Consider the following 21,545-nt stretch of genomic DNA (forward strand, 5'->3'; position numbering starts at 1 on the left):
CCTAAACCAATCAGTGAGAAGTCAAGCAGGTTCTCGGCTGTTTCCCAAAATAATCAAAATCCAAAAAACGGATTGTGCTTATTTTAGTCCAACAGCTCGAACCTAACCGCTTGTTTCTCAACCTAAGAAAGGAACGTGAGATAATTTGAGTACTGTACCTGAGTTAGAAGAATATCAATTTGGTTTTCATGATGATGTGAAACCAATTTTCAGTACGGGAAATGGACTAACAGAGGAAGTTGTTAGAGAAATTTCACGCAAAAAAGAAGAACCAGAATGGATGTTGGAGTTCCGTTTGAAATCATTGGAACAATTCAACAAAATGGCCATGCAAGAATGGGGACCAGATTTATCTGATATTGATTTTGAAAAAATCAAATATTTCCAAAGAGCCAGCGATAAACCCGCTCGTGACTGGGATGATGTGCCAGATAAAATCAAAGAAACTTTTGAAAGAATCGGAATTCCAGAAGCAGAACGTGCGTATTTAGCGGGAGCTTCAGCGCAATATGAATCAGAAGTGGTTTACCACAATATGAAAGAAGAATTCCAAAAATTAGGAATCATCTTTACTGATACAGATTCAGCATTGAAAGAATACCCAGATATATTCAAAAAATATTTTGCAAAATTAGTTCCACCAACAGATAACAAATTAGCAGCCCTAAACTCAGCAGTTTGGTCTGGTGGAACGTTTATCTATGTGCCAAAAGGGGTTCGTGTGGATGTGCCATTACAAACATATTTCCGAATCAATGCGGAAAACACAGGACAATTTGAACGTACGCTGATCATTGTGGATGAAGGCGCAAGTGTTCACTACGTAGAAGGCTGTACAGCACCTACGTATACAAGCAATAGCTTACACGCAGCGATCGTTGAGATCTTTACCCATAAAGATGCCTATACACGTTATACAACTATTCAAAACTGGTCTGATAATGTTTATAACTTGGTAACAAAACGTGCCAAAGCTTATGAAGGTGCCACTGTCGAGTGGATCGATGGAAACTTAGGTGCCAAAACAACGATGAAATATCCAAGTGTGTATCTTGATGGAAAAGGTGCTCGTGGTACAATGCTTTCGATTGCATTTGCTGGGGAAGGACAAATTCAAGATACAGGGGCGAAAATGATTCATAATGCGCCAAACACGTCAAGTTCGATTGTTTCTAAATCAATTGCGAAAGACGGCGGCGAAGTGAATTACCGTGGTCAAGTAACGTTTGGAAAAGATAGTGCTGGCTCGATTTCACATATTGAGTGTGATACGATTATTATGGATGATAAGTCGAAATCTGATACGATTCCGTTTAATGAGATTCATAACAGTCAAGTGGCGTTGGAGCATGAGGCGAAGGTTTCGAAGATTTCGGAAGAGCAGCTTTATTATTTGATGAGTCGTGGGTTGACTGAGGTTGAAGCGACTGAGATGATCGTTATGGGATTTGTGGAGCCGTTTACGAAGGAATTACCGATGGAGTATGCGGTTGAACTTAATAGGCTGATATCTTATGAGATGGAAGGGTCTGTTGGATAATCAATAATAAGGGATATGGATGCGCTGGTAATACAGTGTCTTCATGTCCCCTTTTCTGTTGCTTTTGTTCCGTTGTCCTTGATCTTGTCCCTTTATCTGAAAACTGATATCATTTAATATTTTATGTGTATGATTAGTTATAATTTCTTTATTTATATATAAGTATTCATTTATAGTTCCTTTTTAATCCATTTATCATATTTATAATTTGTCTGTTATATGATAAACTAAATTAGACAATATGATAAATAAGGAGGGACAAAATGGCTATTAATAGTAATTCAAGTGTTGCTGGTGGTATTTCGGCTTCTTTTAGTCAGTCTGCTAGCGCGTTAAATAGTATAAGTGTTTCTGTATCAGCTTCTAGCACCAATGTTGCAGGTAACGCCCCAGCAGTACAATCAATTAATCATTATCAACAAGGATTAGCAGCGTTGTCGACCAGTGTTGTTTCAGCTGGTGATAATATTCATTCAGTAGCAAAAGAGTTCGACCAAATAGATCAAAATATTGCGCAATTGACAAAATTTAACCTTCCAGGAGGTTTTTCATGAGTGAGATTCAAAAACAGCAAGAATTTGATCAAAAAAATGTTCAGTTTAGGATTCGTTTGGAACAACTGCAAGAAGATCAGTTAGCCATTAGAAAAGAGCAGCGCTACATAGAAGAGCAACAAGAAGAATTTTTCCAGCTACAACAACAAGAACAGGCGGCCTATAATTTTGTCTTAGGAAACTGTGAAGTAGAAGAACGAGCTTTTTTTGAAGAAAGAGGAGATGAGAGCCTTCATCTCGCCAAAAAAGCCCAACGAGAATTTGATGAACAACTCCTTCAGCTAAAAAAAGAGGAACGTAGTTTGTTTGAACAAGAAGAAAATCTAAAGGTCGAGCAACAAACTTTTTGGAAGAAGGCGGAGGAAAAAGATAATGGGGCTTAAATTTTATGTGAGTGAAGCACAGGCACGATCAGCACAAGCTTCTCAATTGACCAATCAAGCGAATCAAGCAATCACATCGTTACAAGCGAGTATCCAACTGTTTTTATCCGCACCACTTTCAAGTAAGGCATATGATTCGGCTAAAAATTATTTCATGATCGCTTATACACCGTTGTGCCAGTCTGCTATAATGACAGGTGAAGCGTTGGAAAGTGCGCATAAAAAGTTTCTTAGTGAATATCAAGGAGCTGTTAGTGGAATTGATACGGATGAAGATTTGATCCTAGAAGAGATCAATCAGTTTGAGCAGTTAAAGCAGCGTTTAGATCATCAAATGAGTACTGCTAAAACACCACAACCAGACTTAGAACGGAGATATATCAATGCCTGTGAAAGTATTGATAAACGTCGAGAGAAATTAGAAAAGTTTCATGCATATGATGGTCAATCAGCCGGTTTCTTTTCAGATTATGAAGCGAGTCAGCAAGAATTCAATACAGGTTTGGCACAAGTTGCCAATTCTAAAGCATGGAATCCTGCGACAGGAACATTTGATCTAAAACGTTTAGACATGACGTGGGCAAAGCCAATCCATACACGTTGGAAGCAACGTGAAAAAATGAAACAACAGGTGAAAGATGCACAAGTAAAACAAGCAATTGGTAAACTAGATGGGTATGAAATCGTTAAAACTGAATTGGGTTATTGGTACCTAATAAAAAATGGCAAAATCGTCTCGCCGGATAACCATCCAGAACTGTATACACAATTGGAACTATGTAAGGATTCCTTAAATGAAGACCAGTACAGATTTGAAGAAATAAAAATCGTAAAAAATGAAATGCCTCTTGCTCCTGGGTTTGGAGGGATTTTAGGTAATCTCGGAAATGCTGGCAAAATAGCAGATATTGTTAGAAAAGGTACAGGAACGCTCAAAGTAGGACAGTCTATTGCAGACATAATAAATAATGCACCTACTATCAATTTAGCTGCAGAAAAGGCAATTGATAATGTTTTGAAAGATGCAAAGGATACAACTACAAATAAAAGAAATAACCCTAAAAATTTTGAAAAATCTGGAGATTATGCAGATGCCGTTGATGATTTCAATTCGTTAGACTTAGATGATGTGTCAAATCTGAGTAATGGGGATGGGATGAGTGGAACTTTAAAAGATGGTCGAACGGTAATTGTTAGACCTACAAGTAAATCTGGTGGAGCAACAATTGAGATACAAAGGCCAAATGGGAAGTCGACAATCAAAATTAGGTACAAATAAGGAGACTCAAACATTATGGAAAAATGGATAGATAGATTTTCTGGAGTGATACCACATTGTGGTCATGACTATTTAGTAAGTATTAAAAGTGGTGACATGGATGGTTTGCTTCTAGAATTAGAATACGGAAAAGATGAAAAGGAAAAGGTTGTAATTGATTTTTTCGCCACTAAAGCTATGCGAGTTGCTGATGAGGGCATGTACCTCAGAGGAATCTTCTGTGATGAGGAAATTGAAAAATTTAAGGGGCAAGGATTTGAAAGTGTTATTTATGAGATGCAAGATGGAGACTTCGGAAATCTTATAAGAAAAACCAGTGGAGGCTTATATGAGCACTTAAATATGAAACACTATATAATAATCACTCTTAATTTTGTCATTGAAGTCATAAGTGTTATGGATCCTGATATTACAATTTTGAATAAATGATAAAGTGTATTATTATGAATTGGAGCATTAAAAAAAGAGGCTATCACCAATGAGAATTTTATTGAATAACAAGACAATAAAAGCCACCATCAGCACATTTGATCAAACTGAAAGCTATTTTGTATCCGTATGATATCATTGTTTTACATTAGTTATACCAGATTATGTATCTTTACTGGTATGTTTATACTAGTTTAGAATTGTTAAGCCTTCCAATATCTCTATTTTTAGTAAACTGGGAAAAAGTTTAGTTGGAAAAGGACAATGACAGATATGAACAATGTGCATGATTATATAATAAAAAGTTATACTGTAAACTTTGAAGATAAAAAGATAACTTTAGAAGTAAGCAATAAAATAAAGGAAAAACAAGTAGTATTTCATAATATTTTTACTTATAAATTCTATGATGAAATGCCATATAGTGTGATTTTAGATTTAGAGGAAAGATCACTTGATAATTTTTTCTCAGAAAATGAAGAGTTATTGCAGCAAGGAGAAAAAAGGGCGTGGCCCATAATGTATGATTCCTTCGAAGAACTGGAAAATGAAATCAGAAATGCACATGTAGCTTATCAAGTTTTATATTCTTCATACGGAATGAATGGATGGGTTTTAGCAGAGCAAGTAGAAGTTATTGATGTTATGTAACTTTTAACAACAGTTCTGCCACTAATAATAGAACAGAATTTAAATAGAAAAAACCAGAAATCTTATATTAACAAGATTTCTGGTTTTTGCATAAATAGTGCTAAATATTCATAGTTGTATAGATACGATGATGAGAGTGCAAAAGTGCGCCGCCAACTAGCGGAGATTTTTTCTTACTGAGTGTACCTTCCTATATAGAATGTTTTATAGAGAAAGAGCACGAGTTATCTACACAGAAAACTCCTTTTATTCAGACTTTTAGATAATCAAAAATGATGGACAAGACTAACTAGTTTATTTCTATTCATCTTGAAAAGATAATAGACAGACAATTTAAAGGGAAGTCCTAAGGAAAGAGATTCTATAAAAAATCTATATGAGATTTATACTTACTTTTAGTATTATTTAGAAAAAAGGAGTATTTGATGATAAAAAAATAAGAAATAGGATAGGAATTTGTTTGTCTATAGTAGGTGATGTATCTGCTTTTTTTAGTAAAGCTGCCAGTGTCTTAAATAATATTAACGTAGCAAAAAGTATTGCTTCAAAAATAAACGTAGTGAGAAATAAAAAGTGGAAGGCTTTAATGAATAATCTCGTGAAAAGTTTAAGGCAATTATTTACAAGCAGTATACTTTATGAGTTTTCTATTCATTCTTTTGGTCAGAATTGTTTTTTAAGTAAGTCTGTATTATTAGCACTAAAATTTATACAAAAATGTTAAAATAGTATATATATAAATAAAAAGGTGGGATTAACTTATGTTACTTGAAAAGGATAAAATTACCGACGGGGTCTTGAGTGGTTTATTGGATAAGTATATGAAAAGTGAGTCATGCTTAATTGTCCAAAAGAGTGATTTACAAAAAATACACTCTATTTTATTCTCTAACTTGTATTGCAAAACTTATGGAAAGTTTCCACAAGTAATTTGTGAGCCAATAATTAAAGAAATAGATATAGAGGACAAATTAATAAAAGGAATGACAGATTTTAATAATGGAATTATGCATGACGAAAATATCGAATATTTTCAAGAAGGAGTTGTTTTGTTTCATGATGGTATTTACGGTTCTTCATTCGGAAGGTTCAACTATATTTATAGAGCAAAAGGATTCAGAATTTTATGGCATCAAAGTGGTGAAATAAAATACCATAATGTATATATGACCATAGATGGAAATGGTCTTCAATATTTTGGTGATGAGGTTTACGGAGAAATTGACTTAAGTTCTAATGAGGATGATTTAGATTTTGAAATGAGTTTTGATTTACACGATATTAGAATATTATTAAGTAATTTATTGAACATTAAGGAACATTTTTATCGTGATTATATTCTTGAATATGTCATTACGCCACCAGATGTAGATAAGCTTTCGGAAATATCTTGTAGTATGAGAAACGAATTGTGGAGAATTATATTTAAATATGGAGAAAAGTTAATAACTACTAACTCTCAAAATTTCAGTTCATTCTCTAAATTGTGTAATTTATTTTCTGATTTAAATATTCAGCCAACCCCAAGCCAAATAGCTCAATTTTTGATTAGTGTAAATGACTCTAAGAATGAAGTCATTACAATTTTTTTTAATAGTTTAAAATCAATTGATAGAATCAAATGTGATGAAGAGGCTTTGTATAATACTATATTGACTTGCTGCTACGAGTTTCAAGCGCAAGCGAAGCAAGTAGTAAAAGAGGGAGAAAATGAATATAATACCTATTTATCTGGATTAATAAAAAGTAGTAGAAGAGAGTTGACCATTAAAGATCAGACATTAAGAGGAGAGTCAAATGGTGGGAGAAAGTCAGGAGAACTAGATATATATATTGAAAAAAATGGATGTCCCATGTCGGTTATCGAAGCACTGATTGTAAACTGTGTTAATAAGAAATATATTAGCATGCACATCAATAAACTTTGGAAATATGATACTGCTGGAAACAAAGAAAATTATCTTATTATATATTATACCGGAACGAATTTGTCACAATTTGTACTAAAATATAAAGAATTTATTGCAAACGAACATTTTGATAATAAAATTTCTGATATTCAAGAAATGGAGCTTGGATATACTAATTTATACTCGTTAAAAATGACTTGCGAGGTTAATGGTTCTAATTCAATTATAAGACATATAATTATAAAAATATAATTATTTTGAAGTGAAAAATGCTAAAAAATATATAAGTAAGCTTATTTCTAATCAGCCTTATTTACTTCGATGTTATTCATTAATTTTAGTATATCGTGCTATAATAGTGTTGTTGTATGTTTAAAATGAAGTGATTTTCAAAAAGTATAAAAATATTCATCAAATTGCACAATTTAAAATATTAAGAATGTGTATAACTACTTGAAAATATATATGGAGGAATAACTGTGATTACATCAGATGAAATCAAACGTAGACTTTGGGATGGAGCCAATGAACTCAGAGGTTCAATGGATGCAAGTCGTTATAAAGATTATATGTTAGGACTTATGTTCTATAAATTTTTAAGTGATAAGACCCTAGAAACATTTAAATCTACTGCAGGACTGGGAGAAATAAGTGAAAAGGATCTAGTTAAGGAATATGCGAATGCCAGAGCTGAATATGGTGCTGAATTAGATCAAATGATTCAAAATGTTTTAGGCTATTATGTTACGCCGGAATATCTCTATCAAACGTGGTTGATTGATATTGAGACAGGTGATTTTGAAGTTCAAAAAGTAACGGATAGTTTGAATAATTTTGAGCGAACAATTGCCATTTCTGGAGATACTACGGCAAACGATTTTAAAGGTTTATTCTCAAACTCAACAATTGATTTGTCAGACTCTGCTCTAGGAAGCGATTTAAATGAACGAAGTAAAAATATCAAAGCCTTAATTTTATTATTTGCTGACTTGAACATGGTTGCGTTGCAAAAGGGTGATGTTCTTGGAGATGCTTACGAGTATTTAATTGGTCAATTTGCGATGGAATCTGGTAAAAAGGCTGGCGAATTCTATACGCCACAACAGGTTAGTGAAGTCATGGCTCAGATCGTTGCAAAGTCAAATGAAATTCAATCCATGTATGATCCTACAGTTGGTTCAGGTTCTTTACTATTAACTGTAAAAAAACATTTAAGTGAAGAAGCGCAAAAAAGTCTGAATTATTATGGTCAAGAAAAGAATACTGCAACTTATAACTTAACGCGAATGAATTTATTGTTACACGGTGTTCGTCCTGAAAAGATGACGATTCGAAATGCGGATACACTTTCACATGACTGGCCTGAAGATCCTAATCGTCCGAGTGAAGGGGTACAATTTGATGCGGTCGTGATGAACCCTCCTTATTCGGCTAAAAATTGGAACCGATCAGAGTTAAAAGTAAGTGATCCTCGTTTTGAAGCGGCTGGTGTATTGCCACCAGACTCGAAAGGAGATTATGCGTTTCTTTTACATGGTTTATACCATTTAGGTCAGAATGGGACAATGGCAATTGTCTTACCTCATGGGGTTCTTTTCCGAGGAGCTGCAGAAGGTCATATCCGAGAACGATTGATTGAAAAAAATAATATTGATGCAGTGATTGGACTGCCAAGTAATTTATTTACCAATACTGGGATTCCTGTTGCAGTTATTATCTTGAAGAAAAATAGAGATCTTGGAGATCCTGTTTTAATGATTGATGGTTCGCATGATTTTATCAAAGTTGGGAAGCAAAATGTTCTACAAGAAAAAGATATAGCGAAGATCGTCGATACCTACGTTGAAAAATTAGAAATTGATGGTTATAGCCACTTGGCAACTCGTGAAGAAATATTAAAAAATGAGTACAACTTAAATATTCCACGTTATGTGGAAGCAAAAGAGGATGAATTTCCTCAAGATGTGGATGCACATTTATTTGGTGGGATTCCTCAAAAGGATATTGAAAGGTTGAACGTATTGCAATCACTGACACCTGATAGCTTAAATCAGTCTTTAAAAACGATTCGTCCAGGTTATGTTGCACTGACAAAAGATATTGAAGAGGTATCTCGTGAAGTATTAAGTAATAAACGTATTACTGATTTATCTAATACACTTAAATTAAAAATAGCGGATTATCTTGCTAAGTATTGGGATATTCTCCGAACGGTTGATAAAGATACCAACTTAAAACAATTATCTGATGAGATGCTTTCGGAAATTAAATGGATGTTATCAGAATTTGAATATGTAGATGTCTATAGTGGGTATCAAATTATAGCAGAAATCTGGAAACAATCACTTACTCATGATACCGAGTTAATCGCAAACAGCGAGTTTTACACGATTTCTCGTACTCGTGAACCGAACATGGTAACAAAAGGAACTGGTAAGAAAAGACGTGAAGAACAAGATGGTTGGTTAGGTAGTATCGTTCCTAATTATTTGATTGAAAAATATCTATATTCTGACGAAGTAGAAGCAATCAATCGAAAGAAGTCAAGAATGAATGAGATTGAAGTGGAATTAACAGAACTTGTTGAAGCGGCTAAAGTAGAAGATACGGATGAAAATAATGTTTTATATGATGCTTTGAAGAAGAATGAGGAAGATGAACCAGGTGATTCTTTTGAAGCAAAAACATTAAAAATAGAACTGAAAAATGCAACAAAAGGAACAACAGAGTTTAATTTATTGAAAAAAGTTGATAAATTACTTTCTGAAAAATCAATCTTGAATAGAGAGATAAAAACAGAAGAGAAAGCGCTAAAAGATGCGGTTCAGGAACGGATTTTATCATTATCTGATGAGGAAATTGATCAATTGATTTATGAAAAATGGTTTGGAAAAACTCAGAATTTAATTGTACAATTGATAGAAATGCCATTAAAGAAAGAGTTAAACACTGTGAAATTATTAAGTGAACAATATTCAGAAACTTTATCTTCAATAGATGAAGAAATAGGCGAACTCGAAAAATCATTAGAATTGATGTTAAATGATTTGGTGGTGGAGAATAATGAATGAAAACAAGCTAGTACCTAAACGACGCTTTAAGGAATTTAAAAATACAGATGCTTGGGAACGATGTAAGTTAGGTGAAATTGTTGAGAAACAAATAAAAGGTAAAGCAAAGTTAAGTGAGTTAGGTGAAGGAAATGTAGAGTACTTGGATACTTCAAGATTAAATGGTGGTTCTCCGCTTTTGACTAATGGAACTGTAGATGTCAATGAGCAGGATATCGTAATATTGTGGGATGGTTCCAAAGCTGGAACCGTCTATACAGGATTTACTGGAGCTTTAGGCTCTACTTTAAAGGCATACAGGACATCTGCTGATAGTAATTTCGTTTATCAATCTTTAAAGCGACAACAAGAATTGATTTATAAAAAATACCGAACACCAAATATTCCTCACGTGCAAAAAGATTTCTTAGAAGAATTTAAAATTACAATTTCAAAAACTCAAGAACAGAAAAAAATTGGGGTATTCTTCAAAATATTAGATGAAAATATCAATCTTCATAAATGTGAGTTAAAAAAGATGAAGTCGTTGAAAGTAGCATACCTTTCAGAAATGTTTCCTGACGAAAGTAATAAAAAACCGAAGCGTCGCTTCAAAGAATATACAGGTGATTGGGAGCGCTATAAATTAGGAAAACTAATAGATATATCATCTGCTGCTCGAGTTCATAAAAACGAATGGACTATTTCGGGAGTTAGATTTTTTAGGTCTAGTGATATAATGGCTGCATATAATGGGACTGTAAATCAGAAAGCTTTTATCTCCCCAGATTTATATGAAAAGTTAGCTTTAATATCTGGGAAAGTAAAATTGGATGATGTTCTTGTGACAGGTGGTGGATCAGTGGGCATTCCTTACTTAGTAAGTGATACTGAACCACTGTATTTTAAAGATGCTGATTTAATTTGGCTGAAAAATTCAGAAATTATTAATGGGTATTTCTTATATACTTTTTTTATCACGCCATTTTTCCGAAAATATATAAGTACCATATCACATATTGGAACTATATCCCATTATACTATTCAGCAAGTAAACGAGACCCCGATAATGTTGCCCAGTATGGATGAACAAATAAAAATTGGTCTATTTTTTAAAACACTTGACAAAACTATCGCTCTTCAGCAATACAAACTTGATAAACTACAAAACCTAAAAAAAGCATACCTAAACGAAATGTTTGTATAAACAGGAGGTGAAAAAATGAGTAATGCACCAAAAGATGCTTCAGAAAAGGCGTTTCAGGAAAATTTCGTGAAAGAACTTCAAAAGTATCAATGGAAAGCTCCAGACAAATTAAACGGAAATAAACAAAAAGTAACAGTCACAGATTTAATCAATCATTGGCGTGGAAAACTAAATCGAATGAATGCAGATCAGCTTGAGAATATCCCTTTAACAGATAATGAATTCAATCAAGTAATGACAAAAGTCACTCAAATTAGTAACAGCTATGAAGCGGCCAAACTTCTAGCGATTGAAGAATCTAAAGGAAAGATTGATGGGATTTATCGTGATAAGCAACCTGGTGTTACTAAAAATCAAATAACGTTAACCATTTTTAAAAAGGCTGCAATCACTGGTGGTGATTCGAGTTATAAGATAGCTAGAGAAGTGGAATCAGATAATGGAAATCGTTTTGATATAATCTTATTAATCAATGGCTTACCCCTTATCAATATTGAACAAAAACGCACAGACAAAACGCTAGACGAAGCATTCGGTCAATTTATTCGTTATTATCAAGACGGTGAATACACCAATAATTTTATGGCTTTTTCCCAAATGATGGTTATTGCAACTGAAATCGAAACTAGATATTTTGCTACCCCAAAAACAGTTGATAGCTTTAATCCAAGTTTTGTTTTCCATTGGTCGGATAAAAAGAATCATGCGATTAATGACTGGCAAAAAGTGGTGGAGTACTTTTTAAGTATTCCAATGGCTCATCAAATGGTTGGTGATTATTTAGTCATTGATGAGGCAAGTGAAGAAGAAAATAGACGACATATGTTAATGCGTCCATATCAGGTATATGCCTTACAAGCCATTGAAGGAGCAGCTTTTGGCTGGGATAATGATGGGATTCCCCATGGTGGCTTTGTGTGGCACACGACTGGATCAGGAAAGACCATTACTAGCTTTAAAACAGCCTTATTCCTTTCGACTCGAGCTGGATTTGATAAAGTCGTATTTTTAGTTGATCGGAGAGAGCTAGATAATAGGACAAGTGAAAACTTTAAAGCCTATGCAAAATATGAATCTGTTACAGTGGATAGTACAAAATATACCTCCCAACTTAGAAAGCATTTACTTTCTGTGAACAGAGGAATTGTCGTAACAACCACCTTTAAATTAAATTCCTTAGTAAACGAATTAGAAGATGTCCAAGATGACCGTTTGTCTAATAAGAGGATTGTCTTTATTATTGATGAAGCTCATCGTACAACGATGGGACAAATGATGGGAACGATCACGAAATATTTTAAAAAGAACAGTTTGTTTTTTGGCTTTACGGGTACTCCTTTATTTGATGAGAATAAAATCAAAGGAAAGATTAACGAGAAAAGTGAAGTCATCAATACGACAGAAAAGCTATTCGGGAAAAAATTACATCAATATACGATTGATGAAGCGATTTCTGATGGAAATGTCTTAGGATTTCATGTTGATTATATCAACACAGGTGAGTTTAAAAGTCATGATGACTTACGTGAGCAACTTTTACCATTTGTAAAAGAAGAGAAACCTGAACTAAACGATCGAGAAGCGGAACGCTTTGTACAACAATGGTCCAATGCAAAAGTCGAGCAACAAGCTAAGAAAAGAAAAATTCTACAGTATCAAGACGAAACACATATCCCACGAGTGGTAGAAGAAATTTTAAATAATTGGGACTCACAGTCACAGGGGAAAGAATTTAATGCGATACTGACAGCTGCTTATAAAGAGCGAGTGATTGCTTATTATGACGAATTTGAAAAACAATTAAATGAGCGAAATGAGAAGTTAAATATCGCAATGACGTTTAGTTTTGGAAATGAAAATGATCCGGATAATTTAGATCCTAAACTAGTCAAAAAAATGTTTAAAGACTATTCAGCCTATACTGGAATTGAATATATCGCTGGTGATAAAAAGCGTGGAGAAGATGCTTACTTTGAAGATATTATTGATCGAGCACCACGTGGAGGAAGTGGACGTAACCCTAAAAATATTGACCTGATTATTGTAGCCGATCAATTGCTGACAGGTTATGATTCAAAACGACTAAACACACTTTATGTAGATCGTTCATTGGAACTACAGGGATTAATTCAAGCCTATTCACGTACAAACCGTGTGTTCGGTTCATCAAAAGAATTTGGTACAGTCGTTAATTTTCAGTATCCTAGTTGGACAGAAGAAACGGTAGATATAGCATTAAAACTATATGGTAGTGGTGGAAAGAGTAGTCGAGCGATCGTTGATACTTACAGTACAGCTGTTCAGAAGCTAGAAATAACTATTTCTGATATGATTCCAACTTTACCAGATCCAACCGAATGGCAGACACTTAAAGATCAAGAAGAAGAAAAAGAGAATTTCATTTTAGCTTTCAAAGAAGCCGCAGAAGAATTGAATTTAGTTGAACAATATTATGAATTTAAATGGGATGATCGCTTATTTGGGCTAGATGAACATACGTGGTTGAAATATGTAGGTGCTTATAAGAATCTAATTGATAAGCCAGGGACACCATCCCCGAACACCACGATTATTCCATTAGTTGGAAAAACTAAATTAGCAGGCACTCAGGTAATTAGTGCGGCTCATATACTTGGTTTAATTGGTTCAAAAGTGAGTACGGTTGATGGTATCCAAACAGTGAACACTGAGACACTTAGAATCATTCATGAACAAATTCAAGAATTAAGTGACATGGGTGAAGACAAACAAGCCCAGTTGTTAAAGGAATTTGTAGATACTGAGTTAGTTCCAGGACATCTACCAGGAAATGAAAATTTTGATGACTCTTTTGGTAAATGGAAACAAGAGAAAATTCAAAATAAAATTGAACAATTTTCTAAAGAATGGGGAATAGATAGTACAGTGCTTGCAAACTCTGTAGAGGCATATTCTATCTCTCAACCAGATCTAATCCCTTATATTGATGATTTAACGAAGCATGTTGACTTGACTAAAGCTGAAAATCAAACTGCGGGGAATAGATTAAAACATATTATGGTATTAACAAAGCTTCTTCCAGATTGGATGGCTGAAGTGAAACAACAATTTAAATAGTTGCTTACTTGTTGAATAGGGTTAGATGGATGTCTAATTTATTCTATTAAAGAACGGATGAATGTCTTTTGACAGGAATTCGTTCTTTTTGTTTTTTTGTAATATAAAAATATTACGAAAAAGTGTTGCAACTTGTTTTGCTTTGTAGTAATATATGTAATATAGAAATATTACGCGGAGGTTCTGAAATGTTATTAGAAGAGGTTATGACTTTTGAATCAGGTACGTTATTAACTCGTATCGAGAATGAACCACAAGGGATTTTGTATCCGGTTTATGAAAATGAGCAATTTTATATGGATGATTCGGTTACATTGAATGAAATTAAGACAAAATATGTTCAAACGTCCAAAACGATTCAACAAATAGAAACAAATGATATTATTATTAATTTGTATAAAGGAGATTGTACAAAAGTTAGAGACGAATTTAATGGTTATGTAATCAATGCCAATTTTGTTAAAGCTATTCCTAAAAACAAGGAGCTATTAAATCCAGATTTTTTTCTCTATTGGTTTAATGAAAGCGAAGAAAGCAAAAAGCAATTATTACAATCGGTTCAAGGATCGGTTATGAAAAAAATAAGTATTGCAAAATTAAAAAAAATGGACATTTCATTACCGAGCAAAGAAAAGCAAGAGATTATTGGTTATTTGTATCATTCTCAAAAGACAGCAAGTAACCTTTACAAAAAAAGGATTCGTCTTACTGAACTTTTAACAAAAGAAAAAATAAAAATATTTGAAAGAGAGGAGCTTTAATATGAAAGCTAATTATGAAAGATTTGTTGAATTAATAAATAGTAGTATTGATAAACTTGCATATACTGAATTTATTTTAGAGTTATTTTGTTATTGTGTAATGTCGGCTAAGCTACAGAGTTCGAGTAGGAAAAATTTAGATGTTGTAGATCAAAAAATTACTGAACAAGTTGATTATTATATAGAACAAGAATATCGTTTCAATACATTGGTTAACGATTGGAAAATAAATAGGAATGACTTGTCAAAACAATTTGATGATGCTTTTAAAAATTTTCGTTCAAATAAATTAAATAAAAAATATTCATCGTTATTTAGAACGGATTTAAAAGATGTCGATAGAGGGAATAAACTTTTTGAAGCAGCGTTACTCATAGAGTATATCTATAGTAATGAGGGACTAGTAGAAATTCAGCAAGTGTTTAATCAATTACTAAATTTCTATATGGAGAATGATCTCATCAAAACTGGTGCTTATGCGCCAAGTAAAATTACAGAATTACTCACTAGAATGATTACAAAAAATGCGCAACAGATAGAGAATATTTATGATCCATCATGCGGTTCCGGAAATTTTTTGGTTTCGGCTGCTCAAAGTTATCCTGGAGTAATGGTATATGGTCAGGAAGCAAATCTTACGCAATACCGTTTAGCTATGATGAATTTGATAGTTAATGATGTAGCCGACTTTGACCTAAAATTGGGCAATGCACTTGATGAAGATGTTTTTTCGCAAGGACAGTTTGATAGGATTATCGCAAACCCGCCATACAGTATAAGTTGGTCTGGAGAATGGGAAAAACAATTTGAGCCGTTTCACACGTTGGCACCAAAAAGTAAAGCTGATTACGCATTTGTTCAACAAATGCTTTATCATTTAAATGAAAATGGAACAATGGCAGTTGTGTTACCTCTAGGTGCTTTGTTTAGAGGTGGCAGAGAACAACAAATTAGAAAACAATTGATTGATGAATTAAACTATTTAGATGCAGTCATTCAATTGCCAGAAAATATATTTTTTGGAACATCTATTTCTACGTGTATATTAATTGCTAGAAAAAATCGTAAGAGGGAAGATAAGATCGTATTTATTGATGCATCTAATGAATTCGAAAAGGGTAGGAGTAAAAACTTTTTAAATAGTGAGCATATAGAACATATAATTGAAACATATCATGATAGGAAGAGAGAAAATAAATTTAGTCATTTAGCAACACGTGAAGAAATTGCTTCTAAGGATTATGATTTGAGTTTATCAAAGTATGTTGATCGTTTTGAAGAATCGAAGGAATTGAATCTGAAAAAATTAGAAGATGAAATTTCTAAAGTAGATAGTGAAATTATTCGTATTGAACAACAAATTAAAAATTATTATAAAATTTTAGATGGTAAATATTAAAGGAGGAAAGATTATGGAACAGTTAGTAAGTATTAGTGTTGTTGTTTGTCCTATTGCTCTATATGCATGGAGCAACTATAGTAAGAAGCGTGATGAAAAGAAAGAAAAACAGAAACAACTATTAGAAAGATTGGTGGAACATCGAGATTTTCCTCGATTAAAAGAGTTTCAAAAAGCGTTAAATTCAATTCCTTTGATTTTTTCTGAATCAAAAGAAGTATTAGATGCACTAAAAGAGTTTGAGTTTGCAATGGACCAACGCATTGGATTTGAACGAGAAAAATTGGGGAATTTGTTTAAAATCATGTACACCTATCTTGGATTGGAAGCTAATTTTGATGTCATCTATTTAACAAAAAATTCCAAATTTTAAGGGGCAGATAATTTATAGAGAGTAAAGAAAACAAGCTGTTTTTATTTACTCTCTATTATATATATGTGGGTTAAATTTACACTTTCCCTCTCTGAACCATCCTCGCTACAATCTCCTCACTCTCCTTCAATACCCCCTCAAAATCCCCAGAAAAAACCTGATACAACTGCTGACAAGAATAATACCGCATCCGCATATCCTTCTTATTCCTCGTAACCTTCCCGTCAAAAAACTCATCCAAATAAACCAACGACTTCTGCCAAGACCGAAGCTTGATCAACTCACTCCTCACATCCAAAATATCCTGATAAGGTACCGCTTTCAAATTCTGTTCTTTACTCATCACTACACATCCATTCCTTTTTTTTGAAAAACCAACAGGAAAATAAAAAACGATCAGACCTATCTGTGCCTCATCGTGTGCAATAGTTCGTCAAAGAACACATGAAATCGCCAAAAAGATGAAAGAATCTAACAAAGAGACTAGTAAAATCAATCAAAATTAAGTACAATAAAACATGCGAGTACTTCGGTACGCGCTATCGGCAACTCGGATAAGCAGTGGTTGCTGTTTATTCGGGGCCTTGCAACGTGATGCCAGTCAGGTTGTAAGGTGCCGTTTTTTATTTTTCTATTTTTAAACTTGTACATCGTTACGTTTCGTTATCACCACCATCAATAAAATCAGACCTAGAATAGAAACAAAAAAGGCATTGGCGCAATGTCCAATACCTGAATAAGTCAATAGTACATTAAAGAAACCTAGCAATCCTTTCTAGTGGTAGCTCAAAAAGAGACACAACAAAAAAGCTAGTGATTCATTTACTATCGGCATACTTGTGTGGGCAGTGGTTGCTGTTTTCAAGACCATTTCCGTTCAGTGCCAGCCAAACAAAAAGGTGCCAAGGATTAAATTGTCATAAAGTTGAGTGATGTTCTGAATCAGGACTTACTCAGCTTTTTTATTTCCATTCTATACACTAAGTATAAATAAATCGACAGCGAGAATCAAGGCGAACAGAGAAAAAAGCGAACAAAAATTCGGAATTTATAATCATACTAAAACTATCATCCTGAAATTTGGGGCAAAGACGTCTATCTGCCAATTCTAGAAGGACAACAAACTAGATGATTAAGAAGGAATGATTTGAAGAAAACTTTAAAAAATTGGTTTTATAAAAGTAAGGGAGTTGAGTGAGTTTCTGTATCAAAAAACTGCTTAACTTTTTTAGTATTGGAAATGATGGAGAGAATGAAGACACACTGTGAATAAAATTTGTTTCAAATGGATAATAAATACAAAAAGTAAAAGATAATATGGTACAATTAGTTTTAAAAATAAAACGAAAAGTGGTTTTTTTGAAATGGAAAATACTAAATTAGTGACGGATATTATCGAATATTGGAGAATGGTTGAGTTTCTTGATCAGAATAAGTTTCCATACCCTTCTAAATTACAAGTAAAACAGATAAAAGATGTTTTATCAAAACGAAAAGTGTATTCAAATTCTTTAACTATTTTTGAAAATATCCCTTTAAATACAACTGTGAAAGAAACAATAAGCAAAAGAGAAGAAGTAATAAAGGTGTTTCCTTTTGAGGGGGCGGCAATTCATATTATGGTTGGGAAAGTTGCTCGAAACAGTATAATTGAAGCACTGTTCTCGCTAATAAAAGAAAAAGAAATCGTAGAGAAAAATCGTGAAAAAATTTGTATGTACGCCTTGAAAGTAACAAAAGAAGGAACATATATTAAAGGATCGCTTAAAGTTTCTCCTTTACTTTGGGGAACGGCTATTTGTTTCCATTATCCAGACAATATTAAAAATAAAATGTCACTTTCGGAATATGACCAAACCATGGATAATATCGAGAAGTATTTTATGAAAGAACAGGATGAATTATTTGTTGACGATACATTATTAAAATCAATGTATGATTATATTTATGAGATATTTGTTAAACGTTGGGTGAAAAATATTCAAGCGACTTTTGAGGGCTCATTGATTTATACTAGATTCAAAACGAAAGATGAATTGGAACGATTAAACGATTCTCTTGAAGATTATAGCGATCTAATGACAGGTTTTTTTCAGAAAGACTTTGAGATGGTAATTGATCAATTAAAGCAGGAGATATTACCATCAAAAGACTTTACGAATTATGTGACAAGTTTAATGGCTCATTCTTTTGATAAGGAAAAATCTAGAAAAATAAACATTCGTACTGAAGATAATTTCTTGAAAGAATTATTAGATCCTGCGAATGCACCCATAGGTAAATGGCCATCAGATCATCAGCCAGCATTGATGCAGCAAGTGGCGATTAATGCTTATTTGACGAATAAAGATGATTATTTTTCAGTCAATGGTCCTCCGGGTACTGGAAAAACAACACTACTAAAAGAGATTGTTGCACATAATGTGGTAAAAGTAGCTTCTTTATTATCTGAATATGACCAAGCAGATGATGCATTTGTAAAAAGAACATTTAGTGATGGGACAAAAAAAGAAAATGGTTATGATAAGAAGTTTGGAAATTATTATGCATTTAAAAATGACGAAATTTCAAAATATGGTATGTTAGTTGCTTCATCGAATAATGCAGCTGTTGAAAACATAACCAAAGATTTACCAGAGTACGAAAGCTTACATGACTCACTAGCATCAGAACAGTGCAAAGAAATTAAACAATTATTCGATTTAACTAAAGAACAAAACACACTTGAATTTTCATTTTCAAGTTTTACGAAAGACAATAAACGAAAAACAGTTGATTTAGTGCAAAAAGATATCTATTTTTCAGCTTTAGCACATGACCTGAAGAATAACGAAGAAATGGAAAATGTAGATTTATTTTCTGAATGGGGGTTGATATCTGCTCCACTTGGAAAGAGAAAAAATTTGAAAGATTATTACTACAAAGTTGTTGATCCCATCATAAAAAACATTGGAGCTCATTCATTTGATAATAAAAAAGAATTTGCCAATGCTAAATCTATATTTAAAAAGCAGTTAGAAAAAGTCATGAGAATTCAACAAAAGCTTTCTGAAACTAGTAAAATAATGAATGTCAGAGATTCAAAGCTATATACGGCAGACTTACAGCAAAATGAATTAAAAAAGCAGATCATTCATAAGGAAAAACAACTTAAAACTGAGCAAGAAAGAATACGTGTATTTGAAATAAAAATGAAAGAAATACAACGTATATTACTAGAAAAAAACACTGAACGAAAGTCTTCAGAACTAAACGTGGAAGAAGTAAACAATCATTTAGAGAGTCTGAAAAGTGAGCTTAAAAATTGTAAAGAACGAATCACAGAATTAGAAGATAATCGGAAATTTATCGAAATCATTTTAGGCAAATGGCTAACAACACAACGATTGACAGAAATTGAAGAAGAGAAAATGAAGCGAGATGAACTTATAAATCAGAAAAGTTTGATTTTAAAATCGAGAAATCCACTTGAAGAACAATTGAAAGTAATTATAAATGAAGAAGTAAAGATTGAAAAAGAATATAAAAAGGTCAATAAAAATGCTCAAATTATAAAAAATGAAACTGCTTATTTGGAAGAATCAATTAACGATAATAAGCAAAAAATCCTTCTTCTTGATAGAGTGAAAGAAGTGATCACAAATGATTATATCGAACAAGTACGTACTTTAAAGGCTGATGGAATTACGGTTATTGATGAGCAATTCTTTAGACAGCTACATTCTAATAATGAAAAAGAACAATTGTCGAATCCTTGGACGACAGAAGAATACAATCGTGAAAGAGAAAAACTATTTTATTTGGCACTACAAGTCAATAAATATTTTGTTTTATCGTCGAAATATGTTAGACATAATTTAATTAATTTAGGGTGCTTATGGAAGTTTAGAAAAAATAGTGAGCAAGAAATGTGTCACTTTTCTACTAAAGATAAACGAGCAGCATATGAGCATTTATTAAATACAGTCTTTCTGATTACACCTGTTATTTCCACAACATTTGCCTCAGTAGCTAGATTTTTAGATGGAATTGAAACACCGAAAAGTTTAGGACAATTAATTATTGATGAAGCTGGGCAAGCAACACCACAAATGGCTGTTGGAGCATTATGGCGATTTAAGAAGTCAATTATTGTAGGAGACCCAAAACAAGTAGAACCAATTGTTACAGATGATGTTGATGCTTTAATGCGCTTGTTTGTTACAAAAGAATTATCCGATTATCAAGATAAAAAAATCTCTGTGCAAAGTTTTGCCGATAGTATCAATGTTATTGGTACGACATTGCTTAATGGCGAAAAAGAAGAAGAGTGGGTTGGAAGTCCGTTGATTGTTCATAGAAGATGTTTAGAGCCAATGTTTACGATTTCTAATGCATTATCATACAACAACACGATGATAAGCTGTACAAACAAACCAAAAGATATAGTGAGTCAGTCCTTTATTAAACTTGAATCAAAATGGGAAGATGTGTCTGGAAAAGAAATGGGAGATAAAGATCATCATGTTCTAGAACAAGCTAAAGTCGCATTATCTTATGTAGAAGAAGCATTTAGGCGAGTACCTGACTTGCCTAGTCTATATGTCATTTCACCATTTACGAGTGTGATCAATGGTTTCAAAAAGATAGCAGGACAATCTGAAGCATTAAAAAGAATTGCAGGCGATTATTTAGATTATTGGTTGGAAGAAAATTGTGGAACAGTTCATCGTTTTCAAGGGAAAGAAGCAAACGAAGTGATATTTTTACTTGGCTGTGATTCGACTGCTAAAGGAGCCGTTCGCTGGGTAAACGATAATATTGTAAACGTTGCTGTGACAAGAGCCAAGTATCGTTTATATGTGATTGGTGACCGAGAGCTTTGGCAAGAGAATGAATCAATTAAGTTAATTCAAGGTGAGCTTTAGTTTATA

Annotated in this window: 15 protein-coding genes; 14 read left to right on the forward strand and 1 reads right to left on the reverse strand. The window is 33.1% G+C overall.

From position 1 onward, the window contains the following. Positions 1–145: 145 nt before the first annotated feature. The 13 genes from sufB (at position 146) to IGJ50_RS06225 (ending at position 16,632) form a co-directional block, all read left to right on the forward strand. Positions 146–1,540 carry a Fe-S cluster assembly protein SufB gene (sufB, locus tag IGJ50_RS06165; protein ID WP_429949439.1) on the forward strand — a complete coding sequence of 465 codons (1,395 nt, stop codon included), beginning with the start codon at positions 146–148 and terminating at the stop codon, positions 1,538–1,540. Between the two features lie 263 nt (positions 1,541–1,803). Continuing rightward, positions 1,804–2,094, forward strand: coding sequence for a TIGR04197 family type VII secretion effector (locus tag IGJ50_RS06170; protein ID WP_429949441.1), 291 nt, complete (start codon positions 1,804–1,806; stop codon positions 2,092–2,094). Continuing rightward, a complete protein-coding gene (locus IGJ50_RS06175) occupies positions 2,091–2,477 on the forward strand; it encodes a hypothetical protein (RefSeq protein WP_429949443.1) in 387 nt (128 codons plus the stop codon). The genes IGJ50_RS06170 and IGJ50_RS06175 overlap by 4 nt, the downstream gene beginning before the upstream one ends. Next, positions 2,467–3,756, forward strand: a complete 1,290-nt coding sequence (locus tag IGJ50_RS06180) for a hypothetical protein (RefSeq protein WP_429949445.1) — start codon at positions 2,467–2,469, stop codon at positions 3,754–3,756. The genes IGJ50_RS06175 and IGJ50_RS06180 overlap by 11 nt, the downstream gene beginning before the upstream one ends. Positions 3,757–3,771: 15 nt before the next feature. Further along, positions 3,772–4,185, forward strand: a complete 414-nt coding sequence (locus tag IGJ50_RS06185; protein ID WP_429949447.1) for a hypothetical protein — start codon at positions 3,772–3,774, stop codon at positions 4,183–4,185. Positions 4,186–4,449: 264 nt separating this feature from the next. Next, positions 4,450–4,836, forward strand: a complete 387-nt coding sequence (locus IGJ50_RS06190) for a hypothetical protein (RefSeq protein ID WP_429949448.1) — start codon at positions 4,450–4,452, stop codon at positions 4,834–4,836. Positions 4,837–5,597: 761 nt separating this feature from the next. Continuing rightward, positions 5,598–6,998: a hypothetical protein gene (locus IGJ50_RS06195; protein WP_429949450.1), complete on the forward strand. Its 1,401-nt coding sequence runs from the start codon at positions 5,598–5,600 to the stop codon at positions 6,996–6,998. Positions 6,999–7,225: 227 nt separating this feature from the next. After that, entirely contained in the window at positions 7,226–9,817 is a 2,592-nt protein-coding gene (locus tag IGJ50_RS06200) for a type I restriction-modification system subunit M (RefSeq protein WP_429949451.1), read from the forward strand. Then, positions 9,810–11,003 (forward strand): restriction endonuclease subunit S, encoded by a 1,194-nt coding sequence (locus IGJ50_RS06205; RefSeq protein WP_429949452.1) that lies wholly within the window; start codon positions 9,810–9,812, stop codon positions 11,001–11,003. Before IGJ50_RS06200 ends, IGJ50_RS06205 begins: the two co-directional genes overlap by 8 nt. 15 nt (positions 11,004–11,018) lie before the next feature. Continuing rightward, the gene (locus IGJ50_RS06210; protein WP_429949454.1) at positions 11,019–14,099 is read left to right on the forward strand and encodes a type I restriction endonuclease subunit R, EcoR124 family; all 3,081 of its coding nucleotides are present in this window, start codon (positions 11,019–11,021) and stop codon (positions 14,097–14,099) included. A 188-nt stretch (positions 14,100–14,287) separates the two neighbouring features. Next, entirely contained in the window at positions 14,288–14,860 is a 573-nt protein-coding gene (locus IGJ50_RS06215; protein WP_429949456.1) for a restriction endonuclease subunit S, read from the forward strand. A gap of 1 nt (position 14,861) precedes the next feature. Then, on the forward strand, positions 14,862–16,259 hold the full coding sequence (locus IGJ50_RS06220) for a type I restriction-modification system subunit M (RefSeq protein ID WP_429949457.1): 1,398 nt from the start codon (positions 14,862–14,864) through the stop codon (positions 16,257–16,259). 13 nt (positions 16,260–16,272) lie between these two features. Then, complete coding sequence (locus IGJ50_RS06225) at positions 16,273–16,632, forward strand: DUF6680 family protein (protein WP_429949458.1); 360 nt, start codon at positions 16,273–16,275, stop codon at positions 16,630–16,632. Between the two features lie 76 nt (positions 16,633–16,708). Here IGJ50_RS06225 and IGJ50_RS06230 read toward each other — a convergent pair whose 3' ends face one another. Continuing rightward, the gene (locus IGJ50_RS06230; RefSeq protein WP_429949460.1) at positions 16,709–16,975 is read right to left on the reverse strand and encodes a hypothetical protein; all 267 of its coding nucleotides are present in this window, start codon (positions 16,973–16,975) and stop codon (positions 16,709–16,711) included. A gap of 1,021 nt (positions 16,976–17,996) precedes the next feature. Between IGJ50_RS06230 and IGJ50_RS06235 the strand changes: the two genes are divergently transcribed. Further along, on the forward strand, positions 17,997–21,539 hold the full coding sequence (locus tag IGJ50_RS06235; protein ID WP_429949461.1) for an AAA domain-containing protein: 3,543 nt from the start codon (positions 17,997–17,999) through the stop codon (positions 21,537–21,539). Positions 21,540–21,545: the final 6 nt, after the last annotated feature.

Source organism: Enterococcus sp. AZ101 (assembly GCF_050499005.1).
GTDB classification, from domain to species: Bacteria; Bacillota; Bacilli; order Lactobacillales; family Enterococcaceae; genus Enterococcus_L; species Enterococcus_L ureilyticus.

Coding starts and splice junctions, on each gene's coding strand:
- IGJ50_RS06170 (WP_429949441.1), top strand. CDS start 1,804: ATGGCTATTAATAGTAATTCAAGTGTTGCTGGTGGTATTTCGGCTTCT.
- IGJ50_RS06175 (WP_429949443.1), top strand. CDS start 2,091: ATGAGTGAGATTCAAAAACAGCAAGAATTTGATCAAAAAAATGTTCAG.
- IGJ50_RS06180 (WP_429949445.1), top strand. CDS start 2,467: ATGGGGCTTAAATTTTATGTGAGTGAAGCACAGGCACGATCAGCACAA.
- IGJ50_RS06185 (WP_429949447.1), top strand. CDS start 3,772: ATGGAAAAATGGATAGATAGATTTTCTGGAGTGATACCACATTGTGGT.
- IGJ50_RS06190 (WP_429949448.1), top strand. CDS start 4,450: ATGACAGATATGAACAATGTGCATGATTATATAATAAAAAGTTATACT.
- IGJ50_RS06195 (WP_429949450.1), top strand. CDS start 5,598: ATGTTACTTGAAAAGGATAAAATTACCGACGGGGTCTTGAGTGGTTTA.
- IGJ50_RS06205 (WP_429949452.1), top strand. CDS start 9,810: ATGAATGAAAACAAGCTAGTACCTAAACGACGCTTTAAGGAATTTAAA.
- IGJ50_RS06210 (WP_429949454.1), top strand. CDS start 11,019: ATGAGTAATGCACCAAAAGATGCTTCAGAAAAGGCGTTTCAGGAAAAT.
- IGJ50_RS06215 (WP_429949456.1), top strand. CDS start 14,288: ATGTTATTAGAAGAGGTTATGACTTTTGAATCAGGTACGTTATTAACT.
- IGJ50_RS06220 (WP_429949457.1), top strand. CDS start 14,862: ATGAAAGCTAATTATGAAAGATTTGTTGAATTAATAAATAGTAGTATT.
- IGJ50_RS06225 (WP_429949458.1), top strand. CDS start 16,273: ATGGAACAGTTAGTAAGTATTAGTGTTGTTGTTTGTCCTATTGCTCTA.
- IGJ50_RS06230 (WP_429949460.1), bottom strand. CDS start 16,975: ATGAGTAAAGAACAGAATTTGAAAGCGGTACCTTATCAGGATATTTTG.
- IGJ50_RS06235 (WP_429949461.1), top strand. CDS start 17,997: ATGGAAAATACTAAATTAGTGACGGATATTATCGAATATTGGAGAATG.